This window comes from Kosakonia sp. YIM B13588, assembly GCF_042788165.1.
Taxonomy (GTDB): Bacteria; Pseudomonadota; Gammaproteobacteria; order Enterobacterales; family Enterobacteriaceae; genus Kosakonia; species Kosakonia sacchari.
Genome location: NZ_JBHZPO010000002.1, coordinates 183,746 through 208,183, shown reverse-complemented (window position 1 = coordinate 208,183; position 24,438 = coordinate 183,746). Strand labels below are relative to the sequence as shown.

Sequence of the window (24,438 nt, the reverse complement as noted above, 5' to 3'; positions counted from 1 at the left end):
TTCCTCCTGATACACCGATAATTAACGGTTTAAGCTTATCATATTCATTTATTACGCCGCGTCTATTTCCAGCCCGGCGCGGCATGCAGCAAATAACCCCTCAGGCAACCGCGAGAACGAGACCCGCAGAGCTCCCTGCCAACGGGCAAACTCGGTAATGGCACCTAACAGCCCCTTTTCCAGCGAATGCCCGGGTTTAACGCCATCCTCCAGATACAGCGCAATAATCTCCAGCATGCCCGCTTTACGGTGCATTTTTGCATCCATACGCCCCACCAGTCGCCCACGATGCAATAATGGCAACACAAAATAGCCAAATTGCCGTTTAGGGGCGGGGGTATAGCACTCCAGACGATAGCTAAAATCGAACAGTTGCTCGGCTCGTTTACGATCCCATACCACCGGATCAAACGGTGAAAGCACCGCGCTGTGAGTAGCGACAAGTTTGCCAGCCTGCGCCTGTTCAAGCTGCAGCAATAAAGAGGCATGCAGCCAGGCCGGACCAATGTTTTCGACATTGACGGGATAAATGGTTCCTGCGTCCTGCATCTTCTCCAGCACTAACGGTAATGCTACTTTCCGCAAGCGATAGTAATCCGCCAGCCACTGGGCGCGAAACAGCCCTAAACTGCGGGCGCTGTTTTCCAGCATCTGATACTCCGCCGCATCCTGCGACAGCAGGTCGCGAGCATCATCCCAGTGCGGCACAACCCGCGGTGTTAAATCATAAACACGCTGGAAATTGCGACGTTCCACCACCATCACTTTTCCGGCCGTAAATAGCCCTTCCAGATGCCGCTTATGCGGCTTCCATTCCCACCAGCCGCTGGCTCCTTTACGTGGATGTTCAAAATCAGCCGAACGCACTGGGCCATTTTGCTCAATATGTGCAATGAGCTGCTCAATTTCCGCCGCATGTTCCTGCATCCACGCTTCGCGATACTTCCAGCCCATTTGATCTGGCGCCAGCATGCGATGGCGCACCAGCGCAAAGTCTTCACGCGGCAGAAAACACGCTTCATGCGCCCAGTACTCCATCAGGTCACCGTTGCGCAGCGCGTCATCAAGCCAGTGCTGCGGGTAGTGCCCAAGGCGGCTAAAAAGCACCAGATAAGGGCTGCGGGCAACAATATTGATAGTGTCAATTTGCAGCAGCGACATGCGCTGAATAGTGGAGAGAATATCGCCCGGTTTTGCCCGACGGGAAGGTTTACGTAATAGCCCCTGGGCTGCGAGATGCAGATGACGAGCAGCAGTCAGAGAAAGTTGCGGCACGGACATGGGAGTTCCTGTTTAAGTAACAGGGCGCGGCCGATGCGACCACCGTCAGCGCGCCAGAGTGAACAATTCCTGCAGTAATTCTTGCGCCTGCTCGCCCTCAAGCTGCGCGTCTACAGGCAAATACCACCAGTTATCCTCAGCAAACGACCGACACTTAACTGCATCTTTTTCGGTCATCACCAATGTTTGCCCCGGTTTCACCAGCGGCTTTACATCATGCAGCGTTAACGCCTGATGATCGGCAAGCGCCACCGTTTTTTGCAACGTCGCTCCGCACTCGGTGAGAGTAGCAAAAAAACGTGGAGGATGGCCGATCCCTGCCATCGCAACGATATTGGTCAGTGTGTGAACGTCACGGCGTTCGCCGGTAAGCAGATTGACCGCCAACCCAGGCCGCAAACGCATCGGGATCTCTCCCGCTCTGGCTACACCGCCGTTGGTAATAATGGCATCCACACTTTTTAAGCGCGACGCCCGCTCCCGCATCGGCCCTGCGGGCAACCACCAGCCATTGCCAAAACGCCTGACGCCGTCAACAACGACAATTTCCTTATCACGCGCCAGCTTATAATGCTGCAAACCATCATCCGTAATGATCAGTTGTACTGCATGTAGCGCAAGAATCGCACTGACAGCGTCACTTCTGACGGGAGAAACCGCAACCGGTGCGCCAGTACGTTGATAAATCAGAACCGGTTCATCCCCTGCCTGAGCCGTAGTGGTTTCAGGTGTCAGCACAAGCGGATAACGATCCGCTTTACCACCGTAGCCACGCGACACCACACCAACATGGATGCCACGCTGCTGCAGTTGCTCCACCAACCAGATGACAACGGGCGTTTTACCGTTGCCGCCTGCCGTCAGATTGCCGACGACCACAACAGGAACAGGCGCACGCCAGGATTTTTTTAAACCAATGCGATAGGCAAAACGAATGGCACCGCTCACCAGGCCGTAAAGCCAGGAGAGCGGTAGCAACAGTAGCCACAGGCGGGATTCACCGGACCAGATGCGTGCAATCATTCGCCAAACTGCATTTTGTGAAGCTGAGCATAGACACCACGTTGTTCCAGCAGATCCGCGTGGGTGCCACGTTCAACGATACGGCCATCTTCCACCACCACAATTTCGTCGGCCTGTTCGATGGTTGACAAACGGTGAGCGATGACCATTGAGGTACGGTTCTTTTGCAGCTCGTTCAGCGCGGCCTGAATGGCACGTTCAGATTCGGTATCAAGCGCCGAGGTCGCTTCATCAAGAATGAGGATCGGGCTGTCACGTAACAGCGCACGGGCAATCGCAATGCGCTGGCGCTGACCGCCTGAAAGCAGCACGCCGTTTTCCCCAATCATCGTATCCAGCCCTTCATCCATCTTATTGATAAAGTCATAGGCATAGGCCATTTTCGCTGCTTGCTCAATCTCTTCGCGGCTGTATGTTTCGGTACGTGCGTAAGCAATGTTATTGGCAACCGTATCATTAAACAGATGTACGTTTTGCGACACCAGCGCAACCTGGTCACGCAAGGACGTGAGCTTATATTCACGTAAGTCATGGCCATCCATCAGGATTTGCCCTTCGTCGACATCGTAAAAACGCGTGATCAGGCTTGCCAGCGTCGATTTCCCCGAACCGGAACGCCCTACCAGTGCGACGGTTTTTCCCGCCGGAATCGTCAGGTTGATATTGCGCAATGCTGGCGTTTCACGCCCGGGATAGGTGAAGGTCACGTTGCGAAACTCAATATCACCGCGCGCACGTTCAATCACCCGCGTGCCTTCGTCTTTTTCTTGCTCACTATCCAGAATCGCAAACAAGGTCTGGCAGGCCGCCATACCACGCTGGAACTGAGCATTGACGTTGGTCAGGGATTTCAATGGGCGCATAAGCGCGATCATTGATGAAAAGACAACGGTGATGGTACCCGCACTCAAGGTGGACATTACGCTTGGGAAACTGGCGGCATACAGCACAAACGCCAGCGCCAGTGACGCAATAAGCTGGATAACAGGATCGGAAATAGACGATGCCGAGACCATTTTCATGCCCTGCAAACGCATCTTATTGCTGACTTTATCAAAACGGCTGGTTTCTACATCCTGGCCGCCGAACATCAGCACTTCTTTATGCCCTTTCAGCATCTGCTCCGCACTGGTGGTCACCTGCCCCATCGTGTTTTGCATATTTTTACTGATATTGCGAAAGCGTTTGGAAACCACGCGAATCGCTATCGAAACGATCGGCGCCAGCACAATGAGAATCAGGGAGAGTTGCCAGCTGTACCAAAACATCATGATAAACAAGCCGATGATCGATGCTCCCTCACGCACAACAGTGATCAATGCGCTGGAGGAGGAGGAAGCGACCTGTTCCGAGTCATAGGTAATACGCGAAAGTAAAGTGCCTGTAGATTGCTTATCAAAAAATGAGACCGGCATGCCCATCATATGGCTGAACAGGCGACGACGCATGGTCATCACCACTTTTCCGGAAACCCAGGAAATGCAGTAACTGGATATGTAGCTGGTGATGCCACGCAGGATCATCAGCCCAATAACCACCAGCGGCATCCACAGCAGCACAGAGCGGTCGGTTTTACCAAAACCATCATCCAGTAACGGTTTGAGCAGCGATAGCATAAAGGTATCGCTGGCTGCGTTGAGGATTAACGCTATCCCCGACACGATAAGACCCGCTTTGAAAGGCGCAATAGTTGGCCATAATCGGCGGAATGTCTGCCACGTGGAGAGATCTTTGTCGTTATGCATTCAAAAAACCAGCACTTGTTGAAATAGCCGCATATTCTACCCGTTATCACTGGGTACGCCAAACCACTGATGATACCAACGCGGTAAAAGTTGATCTCGTAAGCTATGGATTTCCCAGCCCTGTGGCGAAAACGATACCGTTAACTGCCCTTGATGCGGCGTGTCGTACCAGCGATATCCCTGTTCACGGTAGCGGTTGATCACCTTTGTCGACGGGAACCGCCAGGCGTTGTAACGTGACGCCGAGGCCAGCGCTGCTTTGCCGCCAATTCGCTGCACAAAGGGCAGCGACGATGAACTATTGCTTCCATGATGAGGCACTTGCACTAGTGTAGACTGCAAATGCGTCCAATAGTGACTCAGCATCGCCATCTCCCCTGAGGCTTCAATATCTCCCGTGAGCAGGAAGCTGTGTTGACCGTCATCCACTCTGACGACGCATGAATGGTTGTTACCTTTGGCCTCGACATCACTTAGCGGCCAATGAACGGTAAATGTTAGCCCCTGCCATTGCCACTGCTGACCGCGAAAGCATGGTTGGTGAGCGGCCCAACCCAGCGGGCTACGAATCCATAATTGCGGCCAGGCATTCATCAGTGAGTCCAATCCACCACGATGATCCAAATGTTCATGACTCAGAATAATGCCTTCAGGCTGTAAAGCATGCCAACGCAGCCATGGAATAATTAGCTGCCGCCCACTATCGCCGCCGGGCCACGCAACGCCTGTATCATAGAGAATCGCTTTACCATTACGTTCAATCACCATTGCCAGGCCCTGCCCTACGTCCAGCATATGCACTGCCCACTCCCCCTGCCGTTCTGTGCGCCAGAACGGCAGAGTAAGTAATGTCAGGCATGCCAGACACAGCGCCGGGACGCTCCGCCATAAATGCAAACGCCAGATAATCAGTACCAGCCACGGCAACCAGGCGAGCCACTGCCAGCGCATATCCACATTAAGCCAACCGGCAGGTAGCCAATGCAGAAAAGCAAACAGGAATGCCAGTGTTTTATCTGCAAGGTACCAGCAAGCCAACTCCCCCGCCGCAGGGCCGATCAAGTGCAGCAACATTCCCAGTAAAATGAGCGGTACAGTAACAAACGTTACCATCGGAATGGCCAACAAATTTGCCGCTAACGAACTCAGGCTTATGCCGTGGAAAATTGACAACTGCACAGGAAGCAGTAGTAAAGTCATCCCCACTTGTAGATGAAGCAAATTAATACTGCTCTGGACCAGCCAGGTATGTTGTTTTGTAGAGGCCGGTAGCCATTGATACCAAAACAGCAGCGCGGCTACTGCGAAAGCAGACAGCCACAGACTGGTTGATAGCACGGCAAGGGGATCGGTGAATAAGATAGCGGCAATGCAACAAAGCCATACCTGCCAGGGTGACCACAATCGCCCGGATAGCCGTAACGCGGCCCACACGCTAAGAGAAATAGCGGTACGCAATGCCGGCGGTTGTAGCCCGGTCAGCCAAGCGTAACTTACTGCAAACCCTACGCCAATAAGCAATGGTAAACGCCAGCTAATCCAGCCGCCGGGAAATAAACATTGCACACCACGAACAATCAGCCAACCTAACATTGCCGCCAGAGCAATATGTAGCCCTGATATCGCCATCAAATGCGCCGTACCGGTTTGCCGCATGATCTCTTTGACACTGCCATCCACCGTCGCGCGTTCGCCCATCCCTAACGCCAGTATCACCTGCTGCCAGGGGTATTTAGTCAGTGTTTCGGTTAATGATTGCAGGTAGCGCGCGCGCCATGTGCACTGGGGTTCGATCAGGCGGGCATCGATAAAACGGCCATTCAGCGGCAGGTGGGAAGCCATTGCATAACGCTGCGTATCGAAACCACCATCATTCAATTGCCCGTGAATGGCACGTACTCTAATCGCCATCGTCCATCGCTGGCCGGTACAAACTGGCTCAGGCAAATACTGGCCATAGAGGCTTATTCCTACTGATGGAAACAAGCGCTTACCATCCAGACGAGTGATTTTTCCCCAATGCCGGGTCATATGATCCGTATCGGTAATTACCACTTCAGCCGGGTGAGTCGCACCAGCTATGTGCCCGGCAGGCCAGACAGCCTGCATTGCTGCCAGCACTCCCCATGCGAATGCAAGTAATGTGACTGCGCAATAACGAAACAGGCGAGGCCGAAAACACGCGAACAGACACCCGATGGTAATGAGAAACCACACACCCCCTTGAGTGGGTAGTGAAGGCATCCACTGTAATGGCAAAATGCCAATTATCAGGCATATCGCTAATGCCGGTAACGTCATGCATACCTCCTTGTTGCATGGAGAGTATGCCCGCTGTCGCCAGTGTTTTCTCTTTGTAATAACCGTTTTGCGGTGCAGGCTGGGTGCTTTAGACGCACTTACAAAGCATCTGCAAAATTGTGCGAAGCAGCTTCAGAAATGAAGAGATCCGAGAAACAAAAAAAGCACCTGTAGGTGCTTTTTTCGTCAAAGTCAATTTCAGCGTGTAGCTAAAAATTACTCATAAATATTGGCGCGGTCGCGTAATTCTTTACCCGGTTTAAAGTGCGGAACGTATTTTCCTTCCAGATCCACTTTATCGCCTGTTTTCGGGTTACGCCCGGTGCGAGGTGCACGATAGTGCAGGGAAAAACTGCCGAAACCGCGGATCTCAATGCGCTCGCCCTCGGCAAGAGTAGAGGCCATATGCTCCAGCATCTCTTTTACAGCATCTTCCACAGCTTTAGCCGGAATATGCGACTGCTGGCTTGCAAGTCTTTCAATCAATTCTGACTTGGTCATGATTCCTCCGGTTTCCTTCAACGCAAAATTAGCTTTACTAGCTTTAACAAGGGCGGCCGTAGCCGCCCTTTGTCATTGATTACAGGACGAATCCTGTGATCTGTCAAGTAACTCCTCACCGTTCACGCTGCAGCCGTGTGACTTACGTCCTGGTACAGCGTAAATAATTCAGAGTGCTTGATATTACTCGCCTTTCGCTGCTTTGAAAGCTTCAGCCATAGCGTTAGAGAAGTTGCCTTCTTCCTGTTTGTTGTTAACAGAAGCGATTGCATCTTTCTCGTCAGCTTCGTCTTTCGCACGAACAGACAGGCTAACTACGCGGTTTTTACGATCAACACCAGTGAATTTAGCTTCAACATCGTCGCCAACATTCAGAACCAGAGTTGCGTCTTCAACGCGGTCACGGGAAGCTTCAGAAGCGCGCAGGTAACCTTCAACGCCGTCAGCCAGTTCTACGGTCGCGCCTTTAGCGTCAACTGCAGTAACTTTACCGTTTACGATTGCGCCTTTCTTGTTCAGTGCAACGTAGTTGTTGAACGGATCTTCTGCGAGCTGTTTAACGCCCAGAGAGATACGCTCACGCTCTGCGTCAACCTGCAGAACAACGGCTGCGATTTCGTCGCCTTTTTTGTATTCACGAACTGCTTCTTCGCCTGCAACGTTCCAGGAGATGTCAGACAGGTGAACCAGGCCGTCGATACCGCCGTCCAGGCCGATGAAGATACCAAAGTCAGTGATAGACTTGATTTTACCTTCAACGCGGTCGCCCTTGTTGTGGGTTTCAGCGAACTGCTGCCACGGGTTGGATTTGCACTGTTTCAGGCCCAGGGAGATACGACGACGTTCTTCGTCGATATCCAGAACCATAACTTCCACTACATCGCCAACATTAACAACTTTGGACGGGTGGATGTTTTTGTTGGTCCAATCCATTTCGGAAACGTGAACCAGGCCTTCAACGCCTTCTTCGATTTCAACGAAGCAGCCGTAGTCGGTCAGGTTGGTCACGCGGCCAGTCAGCTTGGTGCCTTCCGGGTAACGCTTAGCGATAGCTACCCACGGATCTTCGCCCAGCTGTTTCAGGCCCAGGGAAACACGAGTACGTTCGCGGTCGAATTTCAGCACTTTAACAGTGATTTCGTCGCCAACGTTTACGATTTCGCTCGGATGCTTAACGCGTTTCCATGCCATATCGGTGATGTGCAGCAGGCCGTCAACGCCACCCAGATCAACGAATGCACCGTAGTCAGTGAGGTTCTTAACGATACCTTTAACTTCCATGCCTTCCTGCAGGTTTTCCAGCAGTTGATCGCGCTCTGCGCTGTTTTCGGATTCGATAACCGCACGACGTGAAACAACAACGTTGTTACGTTTCTGGTCCAGCTTGATTACTTTGAATTCAAGCTCTTTGCCTTCCAGGTGCAGAGTGTCACGGACCGGACGAACGTCTACCAGGGAACCCGGCAGGAACGCGCGAATACCGTTCAGCTCAACAGTGAAGCCGCCCTTGACTTTGCCGTTGATAACACCGGTAACAGTTTCAGCGTCTTCGTAAGCTTTTTCCAGCGTGATCCAAGCTTCGTGACGTTTAGCTTTTTCACGGGACAGCAGGGTTTCACCGAAGCCGTCTTCTACTGCATCCAGAGCAACGTCAACTTCGTCACCAACCTGGATTTCCAGCTCGCCCTGGGCGTTTTTGAACTGCTCTGCCGGAATGGCGGACTCAGATTTCAGACCGGCGTCAACCAGAACTACGTCTTTGTCGATAGCAACAACAACACCACGAACGATAGAACCCGGGCGGGTTTCGATTTCTTTCAGGGACTCTTCAAAGAGTTGAGCAAAAGATTCAGTCATATTGATAATCTTCAGGATTCTTCAATTTAACGTCCACCTGGCTTCATGCCGGATGGGGTTGTTTCACATGCCTGCTCACACTCCGTTGCAGCAGGTACTACGAATTCGGTCGCTTACGCGAGAGCCAATTTTTGGCGAGCATATTGTAGCGCTTTCTCAATCACTTGCTCAATACTTAAACTGGTTGAATCCAGTACTAAAGCATCGGCAGCGGGAATCAGCGGTGCAACAGGACGATTTCGATCGCGATCGTCACGTTCCTTTATCTCGGCCAAAAGGCGTTCAAAGTTAACACTAAAGCCCTTCTCCTGCAACTGTAGCATGCGCCGATGCGCCCGCTCTTCAGAAGAGGCGTCAAGAAAAATTTTTACCGGCGCGTCCGGAAAAACCACAGTTCCCATATCACGCCCGTCGGCGATAAGGCCCGGCGCGTCACGGAATGCGCGCTGGCGGCGTAATAATGCTTCACGCACTCGCGGAAAAGCCGCAATTTGCGAGGCCGCATTCGCCACGTCCTGAGTACGGATTTCGCTGCTGACATCTTCGCCTTCCAGAATGACATCCAGATGGCCATTTGTTGAGACAAAACGCACATCCAGGTGCGCTGCCAGCGGAACCAAAACATCTTCGGAAGAAACATCGACATGGTGATGCAGCGCAGCGAGCGCCAGAACACGATAAATTGCGCCTGAGTCCAACAGATGCCATTGCAACGCTTCCGCCATTGCCTTGCAAAGCGTGCCTTTACCCGCGCCGCTTGGCCCATCAATGGTGATTACCGGGGCAATTGCCGTCATCTTTCTCTCCTTAATCAAGGCATATCGTTACATAACCGCGCGCATTATACGCGCCAATGCCCACAACCGTTACTGTTGCGTGCGAATAACCGAAGAGGATGCAACTGAGTGTAGAATAATTGCGCGGGAAGCGGGCTGATTTACACCAGCCCGCAAAAGGAAGGAATTATGCCAGCGTACTAATATGAGCTAATTGCTCGAAATAGTCCGGGAAGGTCTTCGCTGTACATTTCGGATCAAGAATGGTGACCGGCGTATCAGACAGCGCCACCAGCGAGAAGCACATCGCCATACGGTGATCGTTATAAGTCCCGATTTCCGCAAGCTGCAACCTGGCAGGCGGTGTTACGCGAATATAGTCTTCGCCCTCTTCCACTTCGGCCCCGACTTTACGCAGCTCCGTCGCCATCGCGAACAAGCGATCGGTCTCTTTTACGCGCCAGTTATAGATGTTGCGCAGAGTGGTCGTGCCTTTGGCAAACAGCGCTGCGGTCGCGATGGTCATTGCCGCATCGGGAATGTGGTTCATGTCCATGTCGATTGCGTTCAACTCACCACGCGTGCAGGAAATATAATCTTCACCCCAGACAACGGTTGCGCCCATTTTTTCCAGCACATCGGCAAAACGAATATCGCCCTGCACGCTGTTACGGCCGATACCGGTCACTTTGACCGTACCGCCTTTGATTGCGCCGGCCGCGAGGAAATAAGAAGCAGAAGACGCATCGCCTTCGACCAGATAATGTCCCGGTGACTGATATTGCTGCGCACCGTGCACAACAAAGCGTTGATATTGCTGGTTTTCAACCTCAACACCGAAGGTCTTCATCAGATGCAGTGTGATATCAATATACGGTTTGGATACCAGGTCACCTTTGATGGTGATAACCGTGTCGTTGGGCGCCAGCGGGGCTGTCATCAGCAATGCGGTTAAGAACTGGCTGGAAACGCTGCCATCAACGCTCACGTCACCGCCGGTAAAGCCACCGCGCAAATGCAGCGGCGGATAATTTTCCTGCTCAAGGTAATCAATCTTTGCCCCGCCCTGACGAAGCGCATCGACCAGATGGCCAATCGGACGCTCTTTCATGCGCGGCTCGCCAGTCAGCACAATATCGTTTTCGCCAAGGCACAGCGCAGCAGCCAACGGACGCATGGCGGTTCCTGCGTTACCCAGAAACAGCTCCAGTTTTTTTGTTGAGTGCAGCGGGCCGCCAGCACCCGTCACTTCACAACGGGTACGATCGGCAGACAACGTGCAATGAACTCCCAGCGCGCTGAGGGCATTGAGCATGTGGCGCACATCATCACTGTCCAGCAGGTTAGTCAGAACAGTCGTGCCACTCGCGAATGCGGCCAGCAACAAGGCGCGGTTGGAGACACTTTTTGAACCAGGCAGATTGATGGTGCCATCTACTCGCGCGATGGGTTGTAACGTCAGGGATTCCATGAAACTTCACTCTCAACAAACAGAATAAAACCCCCGCAGTAAAACTACGGGGGTACGTCAAAACAGTGTAATTAACCGTGGCGGCGTTCGAAATCGACCATAAAGTCAGTGAGCGCCTGTACGCCAGCCAGCGGCATCGCATTATAGATAGAGGCGCGCATACCGCCGACAACACGGTGGCCCTTCAGCGCGTGCAGACCTGCGGTAAACGACTCTTCCAGGAAGACTTTATCGAGCGCGCTGTCTGCCAGCTGGAACGGCACATTCATGCGCGAGCGGTTCGTTGTCGCCACATCGTTGCGGTAGAAATCGCTGTTGTCGATCACACCGTATAACAGGTCGGCTTTTTGCTGGTTGATTTTGTCCATTGCCGCCACACCGCCCTGTTTTTTCAGCCACTTAAACACTAGCCCGGAAAGATACCAGGCAAAGGTCGGCGGCGTGTTAAACATCGAGTCGTTTTCGTTCAGCACGGTGTAATCAAGGATCGACGGGCAAGCCTGATGCGCTTTACCGAGCAGATCTTCGCGCACAATCACCAGCGTCAAACCCGCTGGCCCAATATTTTTCTGCGCGCCTGCGTAGATCACACCAAAGCGGCTGACGTCAATCTGGCGAGAGAGAATAGTTGAGGAAAAATCAGCAGCGACGACTACATCACCGAAGTCCGGTGTTTCATCGATCGCAATACCGTCGATCGTTTCGTTCGGACAGTAGTGCAGATAGGCCGCATTATCGCTCAGTTGCCAGTCGCGCATCGGTTTCACCGCGCGCAGACCATCAACAGTGATTTTGGCGTCAATAACGTTCGGTGAGCAGTATTTTTTCGCTTCTTTTACCGCGCTCGCCGCCCAGTAGCCTGCATCAACGTAATCAGCGGTAGTTTTATCGCCCAGCAAGTTCAGCGGAACGCCGGCAAACTGGCCGCGACCGCCGCCATGACAGAACAGAACCTTATAGTTAGAGGGAATATTCAGCAGGTCGCGAAAATCCTTTTCTGCTTCTTCCGCCACGTGGATAAACTCTTTACCACGATGGCTAATTTCCATCACCGACGTTCCAAGACCTTGCCAGTCGCACAGCTCTTGTTGCGCTTGTTTGAGCACATCCGCCGGTAAAACTGCCGGGCCAGAACTAAAATTAAAGACCTGAGTCATTTCCCCTCACCACGCTATAAAGCAATAAGTTATTCCTGTGACATCGGTTTTATCATTCAGCGCTACGCGCCGCAACGGGTAATGGGCGCCAGCGGCAAGATGTGCGCTAACTCACATAGCAGAAAGTTTTGTTTGCTCACCGTAGACCCGATAAAAACGCTGTTATGTCACGCGAACAGCCCGGCTTGCCTTCGACCATTCCGGATTTGCACAACGCGGGCAAGATTGCTTTTCCCCTTTTTGCATGGCGACAATTTTACTGCAACGGACACAAACATAATCCCCCGCTTCGGGAACCATCGTGAAACGCTCACTGCATCCTTCAGGCAAAATACACAACCCGGGTTTCACTTCATCGTCCGGAAAGTAGTAAACGCTGATTTGACCGTTGGTTTCCATTATTGCCAGACGAATCTGTCCGAGTTGTTCCACGCCACTTAAGCGTAGCTCCATAAAGAACTCGAACTCGGTCATATTTGCCGCATGCACCTTTTCCCACGCCAGCTCACCATTTTCAACGATGACAACCGGTTTGCCTTCCAGCAAATCTTCCAGCTTTTCGCTGTGCGACATCAGCCACATCACAAACCGATAAAGCAACGCTAAAGTGATAAAAACCACCAGCACCGGCAGCATGGGAACATCGTCGTAGAAAGCGACATCCCCGGCGGCCGAACCCAATGTCAGGATTATCAGCACCTCAAACAGGGACATCTGGCGTACGCCGCGTCGGCCAGTGATTTTGAGAAATAAAAAGACCAAAACAAAGGTATAGACACTACGCAGTGCGACTTCCCCGAGAAAATCAAGAGGAACCTTGTCGAGCGCCATGCGGTGCAGATCAAACGCTTTCATTTTTTATGCCTGAACAGTTTGTTACTTTTCTTAATCATAGCCAGAAGTTTTATTTTCGTCGGTCAGGTGTGGAAGATAGCGCCAGTCACGCAAAACCCGTATCATTGCGCGCTTTACGTACGAAAAAAGTGACCGCCATGACTCAAACATTTATTCCCGGCAAAGACGCCGCGCTGGAAGATTCCATCGCCCGCTTCCAGCAAAAGCTCACCGATCTCGGTTTTAACATCGAGGAGGCCTCATGGCTGAACCCGGTGCCAAACGTCTGGTCTGTACATATTCGCGATAAAGAGTGCGCGCTGTGCTTCACCAACGGCAAAGGTGCGACCAAAAAAGCCGCGCTGGCATCTGCGCTGGGCGAGTATTTCGAGCGTCTGTCCACCAACTACTTCTTCGCTGATTTCTGGCTGGGTGATGCCATCGCACAGAGCCCGTTCGTTCATTATCCGAATGAGAAATGGTTCCCGCTGCCGGAAGATGATTCCCTGCCGGAAGGCATTCTGGATGCGCGCCTGCGCGCCTACTACGACCCGCAGAACGAACTGGCTGCCGGGATGCTCGTTGATCTGCAATCCGGCAACGATGAGCGCGGTATCTGCGCCCTGCCGTTTACCCGCCAGTCTGATGAGCAGACGGTTTATATCCCGATGAATATCGTCGGCAACTTATACGTTTCTAACGGTATGTCCGCCGGGAACACGCGCAATGAAGCCCGCGTGCAGGGTCTGTCAGAAGTGTTCGAACGCCATATTAAAAATCGCATTATTGCCGAGAGCATCAGCCTGCCAGAAATCCCGCAGGACGTGCTGGCGCGCTACCCGGGCGTTGTCGAAGCGATTGCCAAACTGGAAGCGGAAGGTTTCCCGATCTTCGCTTACGACGGTTCTCTGGGCGGTAAATACCCGGTTATCTGCGTTGTCCTGTTCAACCCAGCTAACGGCACCTGTTTTGCCTCTTTTGGCGCGCACCCTGATTTCGGTGTGGCGCTCGAACGTACTGTTACCGAGCTGCTGCAAGGCCGCGGGTTGAAAGATCTGGATGTCTTCACACCGCCAACTTTTGATGATGAAGAAGTTGCCGAACATGCCAACCTCGAGACGCACTTTATCGACTCCAGCGGTCTGATCTCCTGGGATCTGTTCAAGCAGGATGCGGATTATCCGTTTGTTGACTGGAGCTTTGCTGGCACGACGGAAGAAGAGTTCGCCACATTGATGGCTATCTTTAAGGCAGAAGATAAAGAAGTCTATATTGCCGATTATGAGCATCTGGGAGTTTACGCCTGCCGTATTCTGGTGCCAGGCATGTCAGATATTTATCCGGCGGAAGATCTGTGGCTGGCGAACAACACCATGGGCAGCCATTTACGCGAAACCATCCTCTCTTTGCCTGGCAGTGAATGGGAAAAAGAGGAGTACCTCAACCTGATCGCACAGCTTGATGACGAAGGGCATGATGACTTCACCCGCGTTCGCGAATTGTTGGGTCTGGCGACCGGTAAAGATAATGGCTGGTACACGCTGCGCATTGGCGAACTCAAAGCGATGCTGGCGCTGGCTGGCGGTGATTTGGATCAGGCATTAGCCTGGACCGAATGGACGATGGAATTCAACGCCTCGATCTTTAGCGCCGAACGAGCAAACTACTACCGCTGCCTGCAGACATTATTACTACTGGCACAGGAAGAGGAGCGCGAGCCGCTGCAATACCTGAATGCATTCGTACGTATGTATGGTGCGCAAGCAGTTGAAGCCGCCAGCGCCGCATTAAGCGGAGAAGCACCGTTCTATGACCTGCAACTGGCAGACGGTTCCCTGCAGGCATTCCCGGCGCATCAGTCGCTGTTAGCGGCTTACGAAAAATTACAACGGGCCAAACGGGCATTCTGGTCGAAATAACGACAAGTAGTACGACAATATGTAGGCTTAATGAGTGGTCTACGCTATATTACGGGGCAATTTCATTGCCCCGTTTTATTTATTTTTTTGGCAATGACAGCCATATGTAATATTAAAGTTAAATATGGGTAAATATAATTATCCACTCCGACGAATATTGTTACTTCTTATGGCAATTACTCCATTTTAATTAACTGTTTTTTGGGAGGCCACATAAAAAAATTCAACTCATTTTGCAATTTTTAAACTTTATTTTTATTTTGATAATCAACAAGTTACTCCGCATTCGTAGAAAAACCACGCTCTTTGCGGTCCTATAAGCCAGGCGAGATATGATCCATATCAAATTCTCTTCTATAATGCTTTGTTAGTATCTCGTCGCCGACTTAATAAAGAGAGAGTTAGTGTGAAAGCTGACAACCCTTTTGATCTTATTCTTCCAGCCGAAATGGCCAAAGTTGCCGAAGAAGCTGGCGTCTATAAAGCGACTAAACATCCGCTTAAGACTTTCTATCTTGCGATTACCGCAGGCGTGTTTATCTCCATTGCTTTCGTTTTCTACATCACCGCCACCACAGGTACCGGCGCAATGCCGTACGGTATTGCTAAACTTATCGGTGGTATCTGCTTCTCACTGGGGTTGATTCTTTGCATCATTTGCGGTGCAGATCTCTTTACTTCAACCGTACTGATTGTCGTGGCGAAAGCCAGTGGACGTATCACCTGGGGGCAGTTGGCCCGCAACTGGATTAACGTCTATGTCGGCAACCTGGTGGGTGCGCTGCTGTTTGTGCTGTTAATGTGGTTGTCTGGTGAGTACATGGTCGCCAACGGTGGCTGGGGCTTAAACGTGCTACAAACCGCAGACCATAAAGTGCACCACACATTTATTGAAGCCGTGGCGCTGGGCATTCTGGCTAACCTGATGGTTTGTATGGCCGTGTGGATGAGTTATTCCGGCCGCAGCCTGATGGATAAAGCCATGATTATGGTTCTGCCGGTGGCGATGTTTGTTGCCAGCGGTTTTGAACACAGTATTGCGAATATGTTTATGATCCCGATGGGTATTGTAATTCGCAACTTTGCAAGCCCGGAGTTCTGGACCGCAGTTGGTTCCAGCCCGGAAAGTTTCTCTCACCTGACCATTATGAATTTCATCACTGATAACCTGATCCCTGTAACAATCGGGAATATCATCGGTGGAGGATTATTAGTCGGGTTGACATACTGGGTCATTTACCTGCGTGGCAACGATCATCACTAATGGTTGTTCCAGGCAGTAAATAAAAAATCCACTTAAGAAGGTAGGTGTTACATGTCCGAGCTTAATGAAAAATTAGCCACAGCCTGGGAAGGTTTTGCGAAAGGCGATTGGCAGAACGCAGTAAACGTACGTGACTTTATCCAGAAAAACTATACCCCGTACGAAGGCGATGAGTCCTTCCTGGCTGGCGCAACTGACGCGACCACCAAACTGTGGGACAAAGTCATGGAAGGCGTTAAACTGGAAAACCGCACCCACGCGCCAGTTGATTTTGACACCTCCGTTGCCTCAACCATCACATCTCACGACGCTGGTTACATCAATAAAGCGTTAGAGAAAATTGTTGGTCTGCAAACTGAAGCTCCGCTGAAACGCGCAATCATCCCGTTTGGCGGCATCAAAATGGTTGAAAGCTCCTGCAAAGCGTACAACCGCGAGCTGGATCCTGCTCTTAAAAAAATCTTCACCGAATACCGTAAAACCCATAACCAGGGTGTATTCGATGTTTACACCAAAGACATTCTGAACTGCCGTAAATCCGGTGTTCTGACCGGTCTGCCGGATGCGTATGGTCGTGGCCGTATCATCGGTGACTACCGTCGCGTTGCGCTGTACGGTATCGACTACCTGATGAAAGACAAATACGCTCAGTTCCTGTCTCTGCAGTCTGACATGGAAAACGGCGTAAACCTGGAAGCGACTATCCGTCTGCGTGAAGAAATTGCTGAACAGCATCGCGCACTGGGTCAGATCAAGGAGATGGCAGCAAAATACGGTTGCGATATCTCTGGTCCGGCTACCAACGCTCAGGAAGCAATCCAGTGGACCTACTTCGGTTACCTGGCCGCTGTTAAGTCTCAGAACGGCGCTGCAATGTCCTTCGGTCGCGTATCCACCTTCCTGGACGTGTACATCGAACGTGACCTGAAAGCAGGTAAAATCACTGAGCAAGACGCTCAGGAAATGATTGACCACCTGGTCATGAAACTGCGTATGGTTCGCTTCCTGCGTACCCCTGAATATGACGAACTGTTCTCTGGCGACCCGATTTGGGCAACTGAATCTATCGGTGGTATGGGCGTTGATGGCCGTACGCTGGTTTCCAAAAACAGCTTCCGTTTCCTGAACACCCTGTACACCATGGGCCCGTCTCCGGAACCGAACATCACTGTTCTGTGGTCTGAAAAACTGCCGCTGAACTTCAAAAAATTCGCTGCGAAAGTCTCCATCGATACCTCTTCTCTGCAGTACGAGAACGATGATCTGATGCGTCCGGACTTCAACAACGACGACTACGCTATTGCTTGCTGCGTAAGCCCGATGGTTGTGGGTAAACAAATGCAGTTCTTCGGTGCTCGCGCTAACCTGGCGAAAACCATGCTGTATGCAATCAACGGCGGCGTTGATGAAAAACTGAAAATGCAGGTAGGTCCGAAATCTGAACCTATCAAAGGCGACGTTCTGAAGTTCGACGAAGTGATGGATCGTATGGATCACTTCATGGATTGGCTGGCTAAACAGTACGTCACCGCGCTGAACGTCATCCACTACATGCACGACAAATACAGCTACGAAGCTTCACTGATGGCGCTGCACGATCGTGACGTTATTCGTACCATGGCTTGCGGTATCGCAGGTCTGTCCGTAGCGGCTGACTCACTGTCTGCTATCAAATACGCGAAAGTAAAACCGATTCGTGACGAAGACGGCCTGGCTATCGACTTCGAAATCGAAGGCGAATATCCGCAGTTTGGTAACAACGACGCTCGCGTTGATGATATGGCGGTTGACCTGGTTGAACGTTTCATGAAGAAAATTCAGAAACTGACCACTTACCGCAACGCTATCCCGACCCAGTCTGTTCTGACCATCACTTCTAACGTTGTGTACGGTAAGAAAACAGGTAACACCCCGGATGGCCGTCGCGCTGGTGCTCCGTTCGGACCGGGTGCTAACCCGATGCACGGCCGTGACCAGAAAGGTGCTGTTGCCTCTCTGACTTCCGTTGCTAAACTGCCGTTCGCTTACGCTAAAGATGGTATCTCTTACACCTTCTCTATCGTGCCGAACGCGCTGGGTAAAGACGATGAAGTACGTAAAACCAACCTGGCGGGTCTGATGGATGGTTACTTCCATCACGAAGCGTCCATCGAAGGTGGTCAGCACCTGAACGTGAACGTCATGAACCGCGAAATGCTGCTCGACGCGATGGAAAACCCGGAAAAATATCCGCAGCTGACCATCCGTGTTTCTGGTTATGCCGTACGCTTTAACTCCCTGACTAAAGAACAGCAGCAGGATGTTATCACTCGTACTTTCACTCAGACCATGTAATGGTATTGACTGAAACTACGCAGTAAAAAGCGTATAATAAAGGCTCCACGACTGTGGGGCCTTTTTAACACCTGAAGTGTGCTTCGTCAGCCATCTATACTTGCTGGATGTCTGCCAAAACAGACTTAGTGCAGAAGGAATTAAACTGCGCAGACACAGGCCCCGGATGGGCCACATCTGGAGAAAACACCGCAATGTCAGTTATTGGTCGCATCCACTCCTTTGAATCCTGCGGCACGGTCGATGGCCCAGGCATCCGTTTTATCACCTTCTTCCAGGGCTGCCTGATGCGCTGCCTGTATTGCCACAACCGCGATACATGGGATACACACGGTGGCAAAGAGATCACCGTTGAAGAACTGATGAAAGACGTCGTTACCTATCGGCACTTTATGAACGCCTCCGGCGGTGGCGTCACGGCATCCGGTGGGGAAGCAATCTTGCAGGCGGAATTCGTTCGCGACTGGTTTCGCGCCTGTAAAAAAGAGAGCATCCACACCTGCCTCGATACCAACGGCTTTGTGCGCCGTTACGATCCAGTGATCGATGAATTGCTGGAAGTTACCGATTTGGTGATGCTCGACCTCAAGCAAATGAACGATGAGATCCACCAGAATCTGGTCGGCGTATCCAATCACCGGACCCTTGAATTCGCCCAGTATTTATCGAAGAAAAATATCAACGTATGGATCCGTTACGTCGTTGTGCCTGGCTGGTCTGATGATGACGATTCCGCACATCGCCTTGGTGAATTCACCCGCGATATGGGTAACGTTGAGAAAATCGAACTCCTTCCCTATCACGAACTGGGTAAGCATAAATGGGTGGCGATGGGTGAAGAGTATAAGCTGGACGGTATTCACCCGCCGAAGAAAGAGACCATGGAGCGCGTAAAAGGTATCCTGGAGCAGTACGGTCACAAAGTGATGTACTGAGCCGTCCCTGAGACAAAAAAGCCACGACGTTGAGTTGTGGCTTTTTTATTTATTAAACAGCGTATATCAAGCATGCGCCACCGGCGTTGGATGATGCCCGGGTTTGCGCATCAGCATCACCAGATAGATAAACGACACACCCGCGATCATGATAAACAGCAAGCTATCTGAGTAGTTTTGCATCAGCATTGCGGTCAGCGTCGGACCAAGCAGGCTGCCAATGGTGTAACTCAATAGCAGCGCCTGGTTCATTGCCACAAGTTGGTGATGTTCCACTTTCTCACAGGCCCATGCCATCGCTACCGGATAAAGGGTAAAGCCCGCCGTCCCGAGCACAAAAAGCGCTGGAGCCATGGCTGCATTGCTCAACATTGCAAAACAACCCACGATCACGACAAACACCTGCACACGCAGCACCAGCAGGCGACCAAAACGATCTGCCAGCCGACCAATCGGCCACTGCCCCACAATACCGGCGCTGACCATCAGCGCCATCCAGAAACCAATCCCCGAATCGCTAATCCCCTGATGCGAAAGATAGAGCGGCATCAAGCCGTACAGCGAACCAAGGATAATCCCGGAGATAATACAGCCATTCACACCCAGGCGAGCATGGCGCAGACGCAACATCGGCCATACCGAGGTCGGAGCCTGTTCTTCGCTCTGCTGGTTTACAATGCGGGTAAACAGCAGCGGCAGGATCGCCGCCAACACCAGCGCAGTCGTCCACGGCAGTACGCTCATCAGATCTGTCGGCAACTTACTGACCATCACCTGGCCGAGCACTGTGCCGACGTAGTAAACCATCATATAAGCTGCCAACAGACGGCCACGATTGCGCGATGTACCGCTGCACATCAGGGCGCTTTCCACGACCACCCAAATCATCGCACAGCCCACACCAGCGACAAAGCGCCAAACCATCCAGCTCCAGAAACCAATCATTAGCCCCAGGCCAACGCAGCCTGCGGCAAAGATCAGTGAAGCAAGATAATAACTGCGGTTAAAACCCAGACGGCGAATTAAACGCCCGGTCAGTAACGTACCCAGCAAGTTGCCAGTGAAATAAGAAGAACCCACCATCCCAACCTGCCAGGTCGGTAAGTTTTCGTGGGCGAGCCAGAGCGGCACGAGCGTATTTAACGTCGCGATCGCCAGCGTCAACAGCATTAAGCCACAGAGCAATAGCAGCACTGGCCGGGTATAGATGGACATGGATAAAAACCGTGAGGAAGTTCAGTTTGCGTGCGCATCATGCCACCGGTAAGAACATTGTCAATCCACGGATTTTGGACGCTGACACGTTTTGCGCCACGACGATTCGTAAAACTTATCCAGCATTAGGCCTAACAATGGACGACACGATTCACACTATTGAAAATAAAAGAATACTTTTGCAAACAGGCAGAATTATCGGTCGAAAAAATTCATGATGAATGCCGGAATAAAATGGCTGAACAGGTGCCGTAAAATTATTACCCTCCACAGCAGGCTGCATATTTCTCATCCGGGAAGGGCGTGCCAAAAAAATGTGAAGAAGCTTCAGCCAGTTCTGTGGACGTTAAACCCGAACCTGCTGCTGACCCCGCGCACAGGGCGCGGTTTTAAGTAAGCAATAAAAAAGCGCCCGCAGGCGCTTTCAGAATTAACTTTCACTACAGGCAAATGATTAGCCGATGTACTCAAGGCCGCTCATGTACGGACGCAGTACTTCAGGCACTTCAATTCGACCATCAGCCTGCTGATAGTTTTCCATTACCGCCACCAGCGTACGGCCAACTGCCAGACCGGAACCATTCAGCGTATGAACCAGACGGGTTTTCTTATCGGACTTGCTACGGCAGCGCGCCTGCATACGACGAGCCTGGAAATCCCACACGTTAGAGCAGGAAGAGATTTCGCGGTAGGTGTCCTGCGCCGGTACCCACACTTCCAGATCATAGGTTTTGCACGCGCCGAAGCCCATATCACCCGAGCACAGCAGCACTTTACGATAAGGAAGCCCCAGCAGCTGCAACACTTTCTCAGCGTGGCTAGTCATCTCTTCCAGCGCCGCCATGGAATCTTCCGGGCGAACGATCTGCACCATTTCAACTTTATCGAACTGATGCATACGGATCAGACCACGCGTATCACGCCCATAAGATCCCGCTTCTGAGCGGAAACATGGCGTATGCGCAGTCATTTTGATCGGCAGATCATCTTCATCAATGATCTCATCACGCACCAGATTCGTCAGCGGAACTTCGGCAGTCGGGATCAACGCGTAATTGCTGCTGTCCGCTTCTTCTTCCAGCGGACGGGTGTGGAATAAATCACCCGCGAATTTCGGTAACTGCCCGGTGCCGTAAAGCGTATCCTGGTTGACCAGATACGGAACATAATTCTCCGCGTAGCCGTGCTGTTCGGTGTGCAAATCCAGCATGAACTGCGCCAGCGCACGGTGCATACGCGCAATCTGCCCTTTCATCACCACAAAGCGAGAGCCAGTAAGTTTCACCGCTGCCGCGAAATCCAGCCCGCTGTGCATCTCACCCAGCGTCACGTGATCGCGAATGTCGAAATCGAACTTGCGCGGCGTACCCCAACGGCTGACCTCAACGTTGTCGTTTTCGTCACGGCCAACTGGAACACAATCGTCTGGCAGGTTAGGGATTGTCAGCGCGATGTCGCGGATCTCAGCCAACAGGGTTTCCAGCTCCGCTTTAGCCGCGTCCAGCTCTTCACCCAGCTTGTTCACTTCCAGGCGTAAAGGCTCGATATCTTCCCCGCGTGCTTTCGCCTGGCCAATGGATTTCGATCGCGAGTTGCGTTCCGCCTGCAGGTTTTCAGTATTAACTTGCAAGACTTTACGACGCTCTTCTAAAGCGCGTAATTTATCTACATCCAGCTTAAAGCCCCGGCGTGCCAGTTTTTCAGCGACTGCGTCTGGCTCGGTACGCAGCAGATTGGGATCGAGCATGCTTTTCCTGTGCTTATCGAATTGAAATAAAAGAATACGACCGCAGCCTGCGGTCGATGGTGTAAGCCGTAACCTTACCGCAACGCCCGCACTAGCGATAGCGTTTTATAGGGCTTTTATGATCCTGTTCGGTAAGCCAGGCGAGCTTTTCACCAATCTTACCTTCAAGGCCTCTTGTCGAGGGATGATAATAGCGTGTCTGTGCCAGTTCTTGCGGGAAATACTCTTCCCCAGCGGCATAAGCATTGGGTTCGTCATGCGCGTAGCGATACTCCTGCCCGTAGCCCATCTCTTTCATCAGTTTGGTTGGCGCATTACGCAGATGAACCGGCACGTCGTAATCGGGGCGATCGCGCGCATCCGCCAGCGCCGCTTTGAAGGCGGTATAAACCGCATTACTTTTCGGCGCACAAGCAAGGTAGACAATCGCCTGCGCGATGGCACGTTCGCCTTCGGCAGGACCAACGCGTGTAAAACAATCCCATGCGGCAATAGCGACCTGCATCGCACGCGGATCGGCGTTGCCAACATCTTCAGAGGCAATCGCCAGGCAACGCCGCGCGACATATAAAGGATCGCCACCGGCAGTAATAATTCGCGCATACCAATAAAGCGCAGCATCCGGCGCACTGCCGCGGACCGATTTATGCAACGCCGAGATCAAATCGTAAAAACGATCGCCTTTGTTGTCGAAGCGGGCGCTGCGTTCACCAGCAATTTCCGTGAGCAGTTCTGGCTTTAATACACGCTTGCCGGAATTGTCGAGTTCCGCCATATCCGCCATCATCTCAAGCGTATTAAGCGCCCGGCGCGCATCACCGCCAACCAATTCGGCAATCGCTCGCCGGGTTTCATCCGGCAGAACAATATCCTGCCCGCCGTAACCGCGCGCTTTGTCTTCCATCGCCTGCGTTAAGACCTGTTCGATATCCTCGGTAGTCAGCGATTTAAGCAAATAAACGCGCGCACGAGACAGCAATGCAGAATTGAGTTCAAAAGAGGGGTTTTCCGTTGTCGCGCCAATAAAAGTGATAGTGCCATCTTCAATATGCGGCAGAAAAGCGTCCTGCTGGCTTTTATTAAAGCGATGAACTTCATCGACAAACAGAATGGTACGGCGCCCGGCATTGCGGTTTTGACGCGCACGCTCAATAGCTTCGCGGATCTCTTTCACCCCGGAGGTCACTGCCGAAATGCGCTCCACATCCGCACTGGCATAACGCGCAATCACTTCGGCGAGCGTGGTTTTGCCCGTTCCAGGCGGTCCCCATAGAATCATGGAGTGTAAGTGTCCGGCTTCAATCGCGCGCGGGAGCGGCTTACCCGGCGCAAACAGATGTTGCTGACCAATGTACTGCGCTAAATTTTCTGGCCGCATACGTGCGGCCAGAGGTTGAAACGCATTATCGGAAAAGTCGAGCGACATGTTACTCATGCACGCCTCTTACTTGCGCTGATCGTCAACCGTTACGCCCTTCGGCGGGGTAAAGGTAAATTTAGACGCATCAACGGTGCCGTTTTGCTGCGATTTCAGCTGATAGCTGCTGCGCTGATCGTCCTGCTCAATGGCGCTAAATTGATGGATAGTGCCATCACGCCCCACGTTGATAGTGAACTGTTTCAGATTGCCGTTGTTGCCTTTCGGCGTCAGCACAAAATCGTCACCCTTCTGCTCAATATTGTACTGCTGCCAGTCACTTGCCTGATTACGGGCAATCAGCATAAACGGCGTGTTACCCGTGGCGTCTTTCAGCCAGGTCGCTGTTGCCTGCTCAACAAATGGGTTATAGAACCACAGCGTTTTACCATCTGACACCAGAACACTTTCATCCGGCTGGGTCATGTGCCAGTTAAACAGGTTCGGGCGTTTCACCCACAGATCGCCCTGGCCTTCCTGCACCGCAGCGCCGCTGCCGTCGGTCACTTTTTGAGTGAAGGTAGCGTGAAAGCTGCTGACTTTATCGAGACGGCTTTTCAGGTCACTGGAAGCATCCGCCCAGACATTGCTGACCAACAAACTCCCCATTAATGCACAAACCAAAGCGACTTTTTTCATTGCTGTTCCTTAAATACGTCAC

Annotated in this window: 18 protein-coding genes; 4 read left to right on the top strand and 14 right to left on the bottom strand. The window is 52.0% G+C overall.

Going from position 1 to position 24,438, the window contains the following annotated elements; all coding sequences use genetic code 11:
- Positions 1–51: 51 nt before the first annotated feature.
- From ACFX4U_RS06695 to ACFX4U_RS06650, 10 genes are all read right to left on the bottom strand, one after another.
- The gene (locus ACFX4U_RS06695; RefSeq protein ID WP_313507312.1) at positions 52–1,281 is read right to left on the bottom strand and encodes a winged helix-turn-helix domain-containing protein; all 1,230 of its coding nucleotides are present in this window, start codon (positions 1,279–1,281) and stop codon (positions 52–54) included.
- Positions 1,282–1,326: 45 nt separating this feature from the next.
- Positions 1,327–2,304: a tetraacyldisaccharide 4'-kinase gene (gene lpxK / locus ACFX4U_RS06690; protein WP_313507313.1), complete on the bottom strand. Its 978-nt coding sequence runs from the start codon at positions 2,302–2,304 to the stop codon at positions 1,327–1,329.
- Positions 2,301–4,049 carry a lipid A ABC transporter ATP-binding protein/permease MsbA gene (msbA, locus tag ACFX4U_RS06685; RefSeq protein WP_305736552.1) on the bottom strand — a complete coding sequence of 583 codons (1,749 nt, stop codon included), beginning with the start codon at positions 4,047–4,049 and terminating at the stop codon, positions 2,301–2,303. Before msbA ends, lpxK begins: the two co-directional genes overlap by 4 nt.
- A 36-nt stretch (positions 4,050–4,085) precedes the next feature.
- A complete protein-coding gene (locus ACFX4U_RS06680; protein WP_349350594.1) occupies positions 4,086–6,350 on the bottom strand; it encodes a ComEC family protein in 2,265 nt (754 codons plus the stop codon).
- Positions 6,351–6,566: 216 nt separating this feature from the next.
- Complete coding sequence (ihfB, locus tag ACFX4U_RS06675; protein WP_305736554.1) at positions 6,567–6,851, bottom strand: integration host factor subunit beta; 285 nt, start codon at positions 6,849–6,851, stop codon at positions 6,567–6,569.
- A 183-nt stretch (positions 6,852–7,034) separates the two neighbouring features.
- Positions 7,035–8,708 (bottom strand): 30S ribosomal protein S1, encoded by a 1,674-nt coding sequence (rpsA, locus tag ACFX4U_RS06670; protein WP_017456188.1) that lies wholly within the window; start codon positions 8,706–8,708, stop codon positions 7,035–7,037.
- Between the two features lie 113 nt (positions 8,709–8,821).
- On the bottom strand, positions 8,822–9,505 hold the full coding sequence (gene cmk, locus ACFX4U_RS06665) for a (d)CMP kinase (protein WP_313511137.1): 684 nt from the start codon (positions 9,503–9,505) through the stop codon (positions 8,822–8,824).
- 166 nt (positions 9,506–9,671) lie between these two features.
- Positions 9,672–10,955 (bottom strand): 3-phosphoshikimate 1-carboxyvinyltransferase, encoded by a 1,284-nt coding sequence (gene aroA, locus ACFX4U_RS06660; RefSeq protein ID WP_313511138.1) that lies wholly within the window; start codon positions 10,953–10,955, stop codon positions 9,672–9,674.
- A gap of 71 nt (positions 10,956–11,026) precedes the next feature.
- Complete coding sequence (gene serC, locus ACFX4U_RS06655) at positions 11,027–12,112, bottom strand: 3-phosphoserine/phosphohydroxythreonine transaminase (RefSeq protein ID WP_313511140.1); 1,086 nt, start codon at positions 12,110–12,112, stop codon at positions 11,027–11,029.
- Between the two features lie 162 nt (positions 12,113–12,274).
- Positions 12,275–12,967, bottom strand: coding sequence for a DUF421 domain-containing protein (locus ACFX4U_RS06650; RefSeq protein WP_313511141.1), 693 nt, complete (start codon positions 12,965–12,967; stop codon positions 12,275–12,277).
- Positions 12,968–13,104: 137 nt separating this feature from the next.
- Between ACFX4U_RS06650 and ycaO the strand changes: the two genes are divergently transcribed.
- The 4 genes from ycaO to pflA all read left to right on the top strand — a co-directional run bounded on the left by ycaO (position 13,105) and on the right by pflA (position 19,398).
- Positions 13,105–14,865, top strand: coding sequence for a 30S ribosomal protein S12 methylthiotransferase accessory factor YcaO (gene ycaO / locus ACFX4U_RS06645; RefSeq protein ID WP_313511143.1), 1,761 nt, complete (start codon positions 13,105–13,107; stop codon positions 14,863–14,865).
- A gap of 406 nt (positions 14,866–15,271) precedes the next feature.
- Entirely contained in the window at positions 15,272–16,129 is an 858-nt protein-coding gene (gene focA / locus ACFX4U_RS06640; protein ID WP_305736559.1) for a formate transporter FocA, read from the top strand.
- 51 nt (positions 16,130–16,180) lie between these two features.
- Entirely contained in the window at positions 16,181–18,463 is a 2,283-nt protein-coding gene (gene pflB, locus ACFX4U_RS06635) for a formate C-acetyltransferase (RefSeq protein WP_305736560.1), read from the top strand.
- A gap of 194 nt (positions 18,464–18,657) precedes the next feature.
- Positions 18,658–19,398, top strand: coding sequence for a pyruvate formate lyase 1-activating protein (gene pflA / locus ACFX4U_RS06630; protein WP_017456180.1), 741 nt, complete (start codon positions 18,658–18,660; stop codon positions 19,396–19,398).
- A 66-nt stretch (positions 19,399–19,464) separates the two neighbouring features.
- On the opposite strand, the gene ACFX4U_RS06625 is transcribed toward pflA, so the two are convergent.
- The 4 genes from ACFX4U_RS06625 to lolA form a co-directional block, all read right to left on the bottom strand.
- Positions 19,465–20,613, bottom strand: a complete 1,149-nt coding sequence (locus tag ACFX4U_RS06625) for an MFS transporter (RefSeq protein WP_313510870.1) — start codon at positions 20,611–20,613, stop codon at positions 19,465–19,467.
- Between the two features lie 454 nt (positions 20,614–21,067).
- The gene (gene serS, locus ACFX4U_RS06620) at positions 21,068–22,360 is read right to left on the bottom strand and encodes a serine--tRNA ligase (RefSeq protein WP_313510873.1); all 1,293 of its coding nucleotides are present in this window, start codon (positions 22,358–22,360) and stop codon (positions 21,068–21,070) included.
- A gap of 91 nt (positions 22,361–22,451) precedes the next feature.
- Positions 22,452–23,795 carry a replication-associated recombination protein RarA gene (rarA, locus tag ACFX4U_RS06615; RefSeq protein WP_017456176.1) on the bottom strand — a complete coding sequence of 448 codons (1,344 nt, stop codon included), beginning with the start codon at positions 23,793–23,795 and terminating at the stop codon, positions 22,452–22,454.
- A 9-nt stretch (positions 23,796–23,804) separates the two neighbouring features.
- Positions 23,805–24,416 (bottom strand): outer membrane lipoprotein chaperone LolA, encoded by a 612-nt coding sequence (gene lolA, locus ACFX4U_RS06610; RefSeq protein WP_045506659.1) that lies wholly within the window; start codon positions 24,414–24,416, stop codon positions 23,805–23,807.
- Positions 24,417–24,438: the final 22 nt, after the last annotated feature.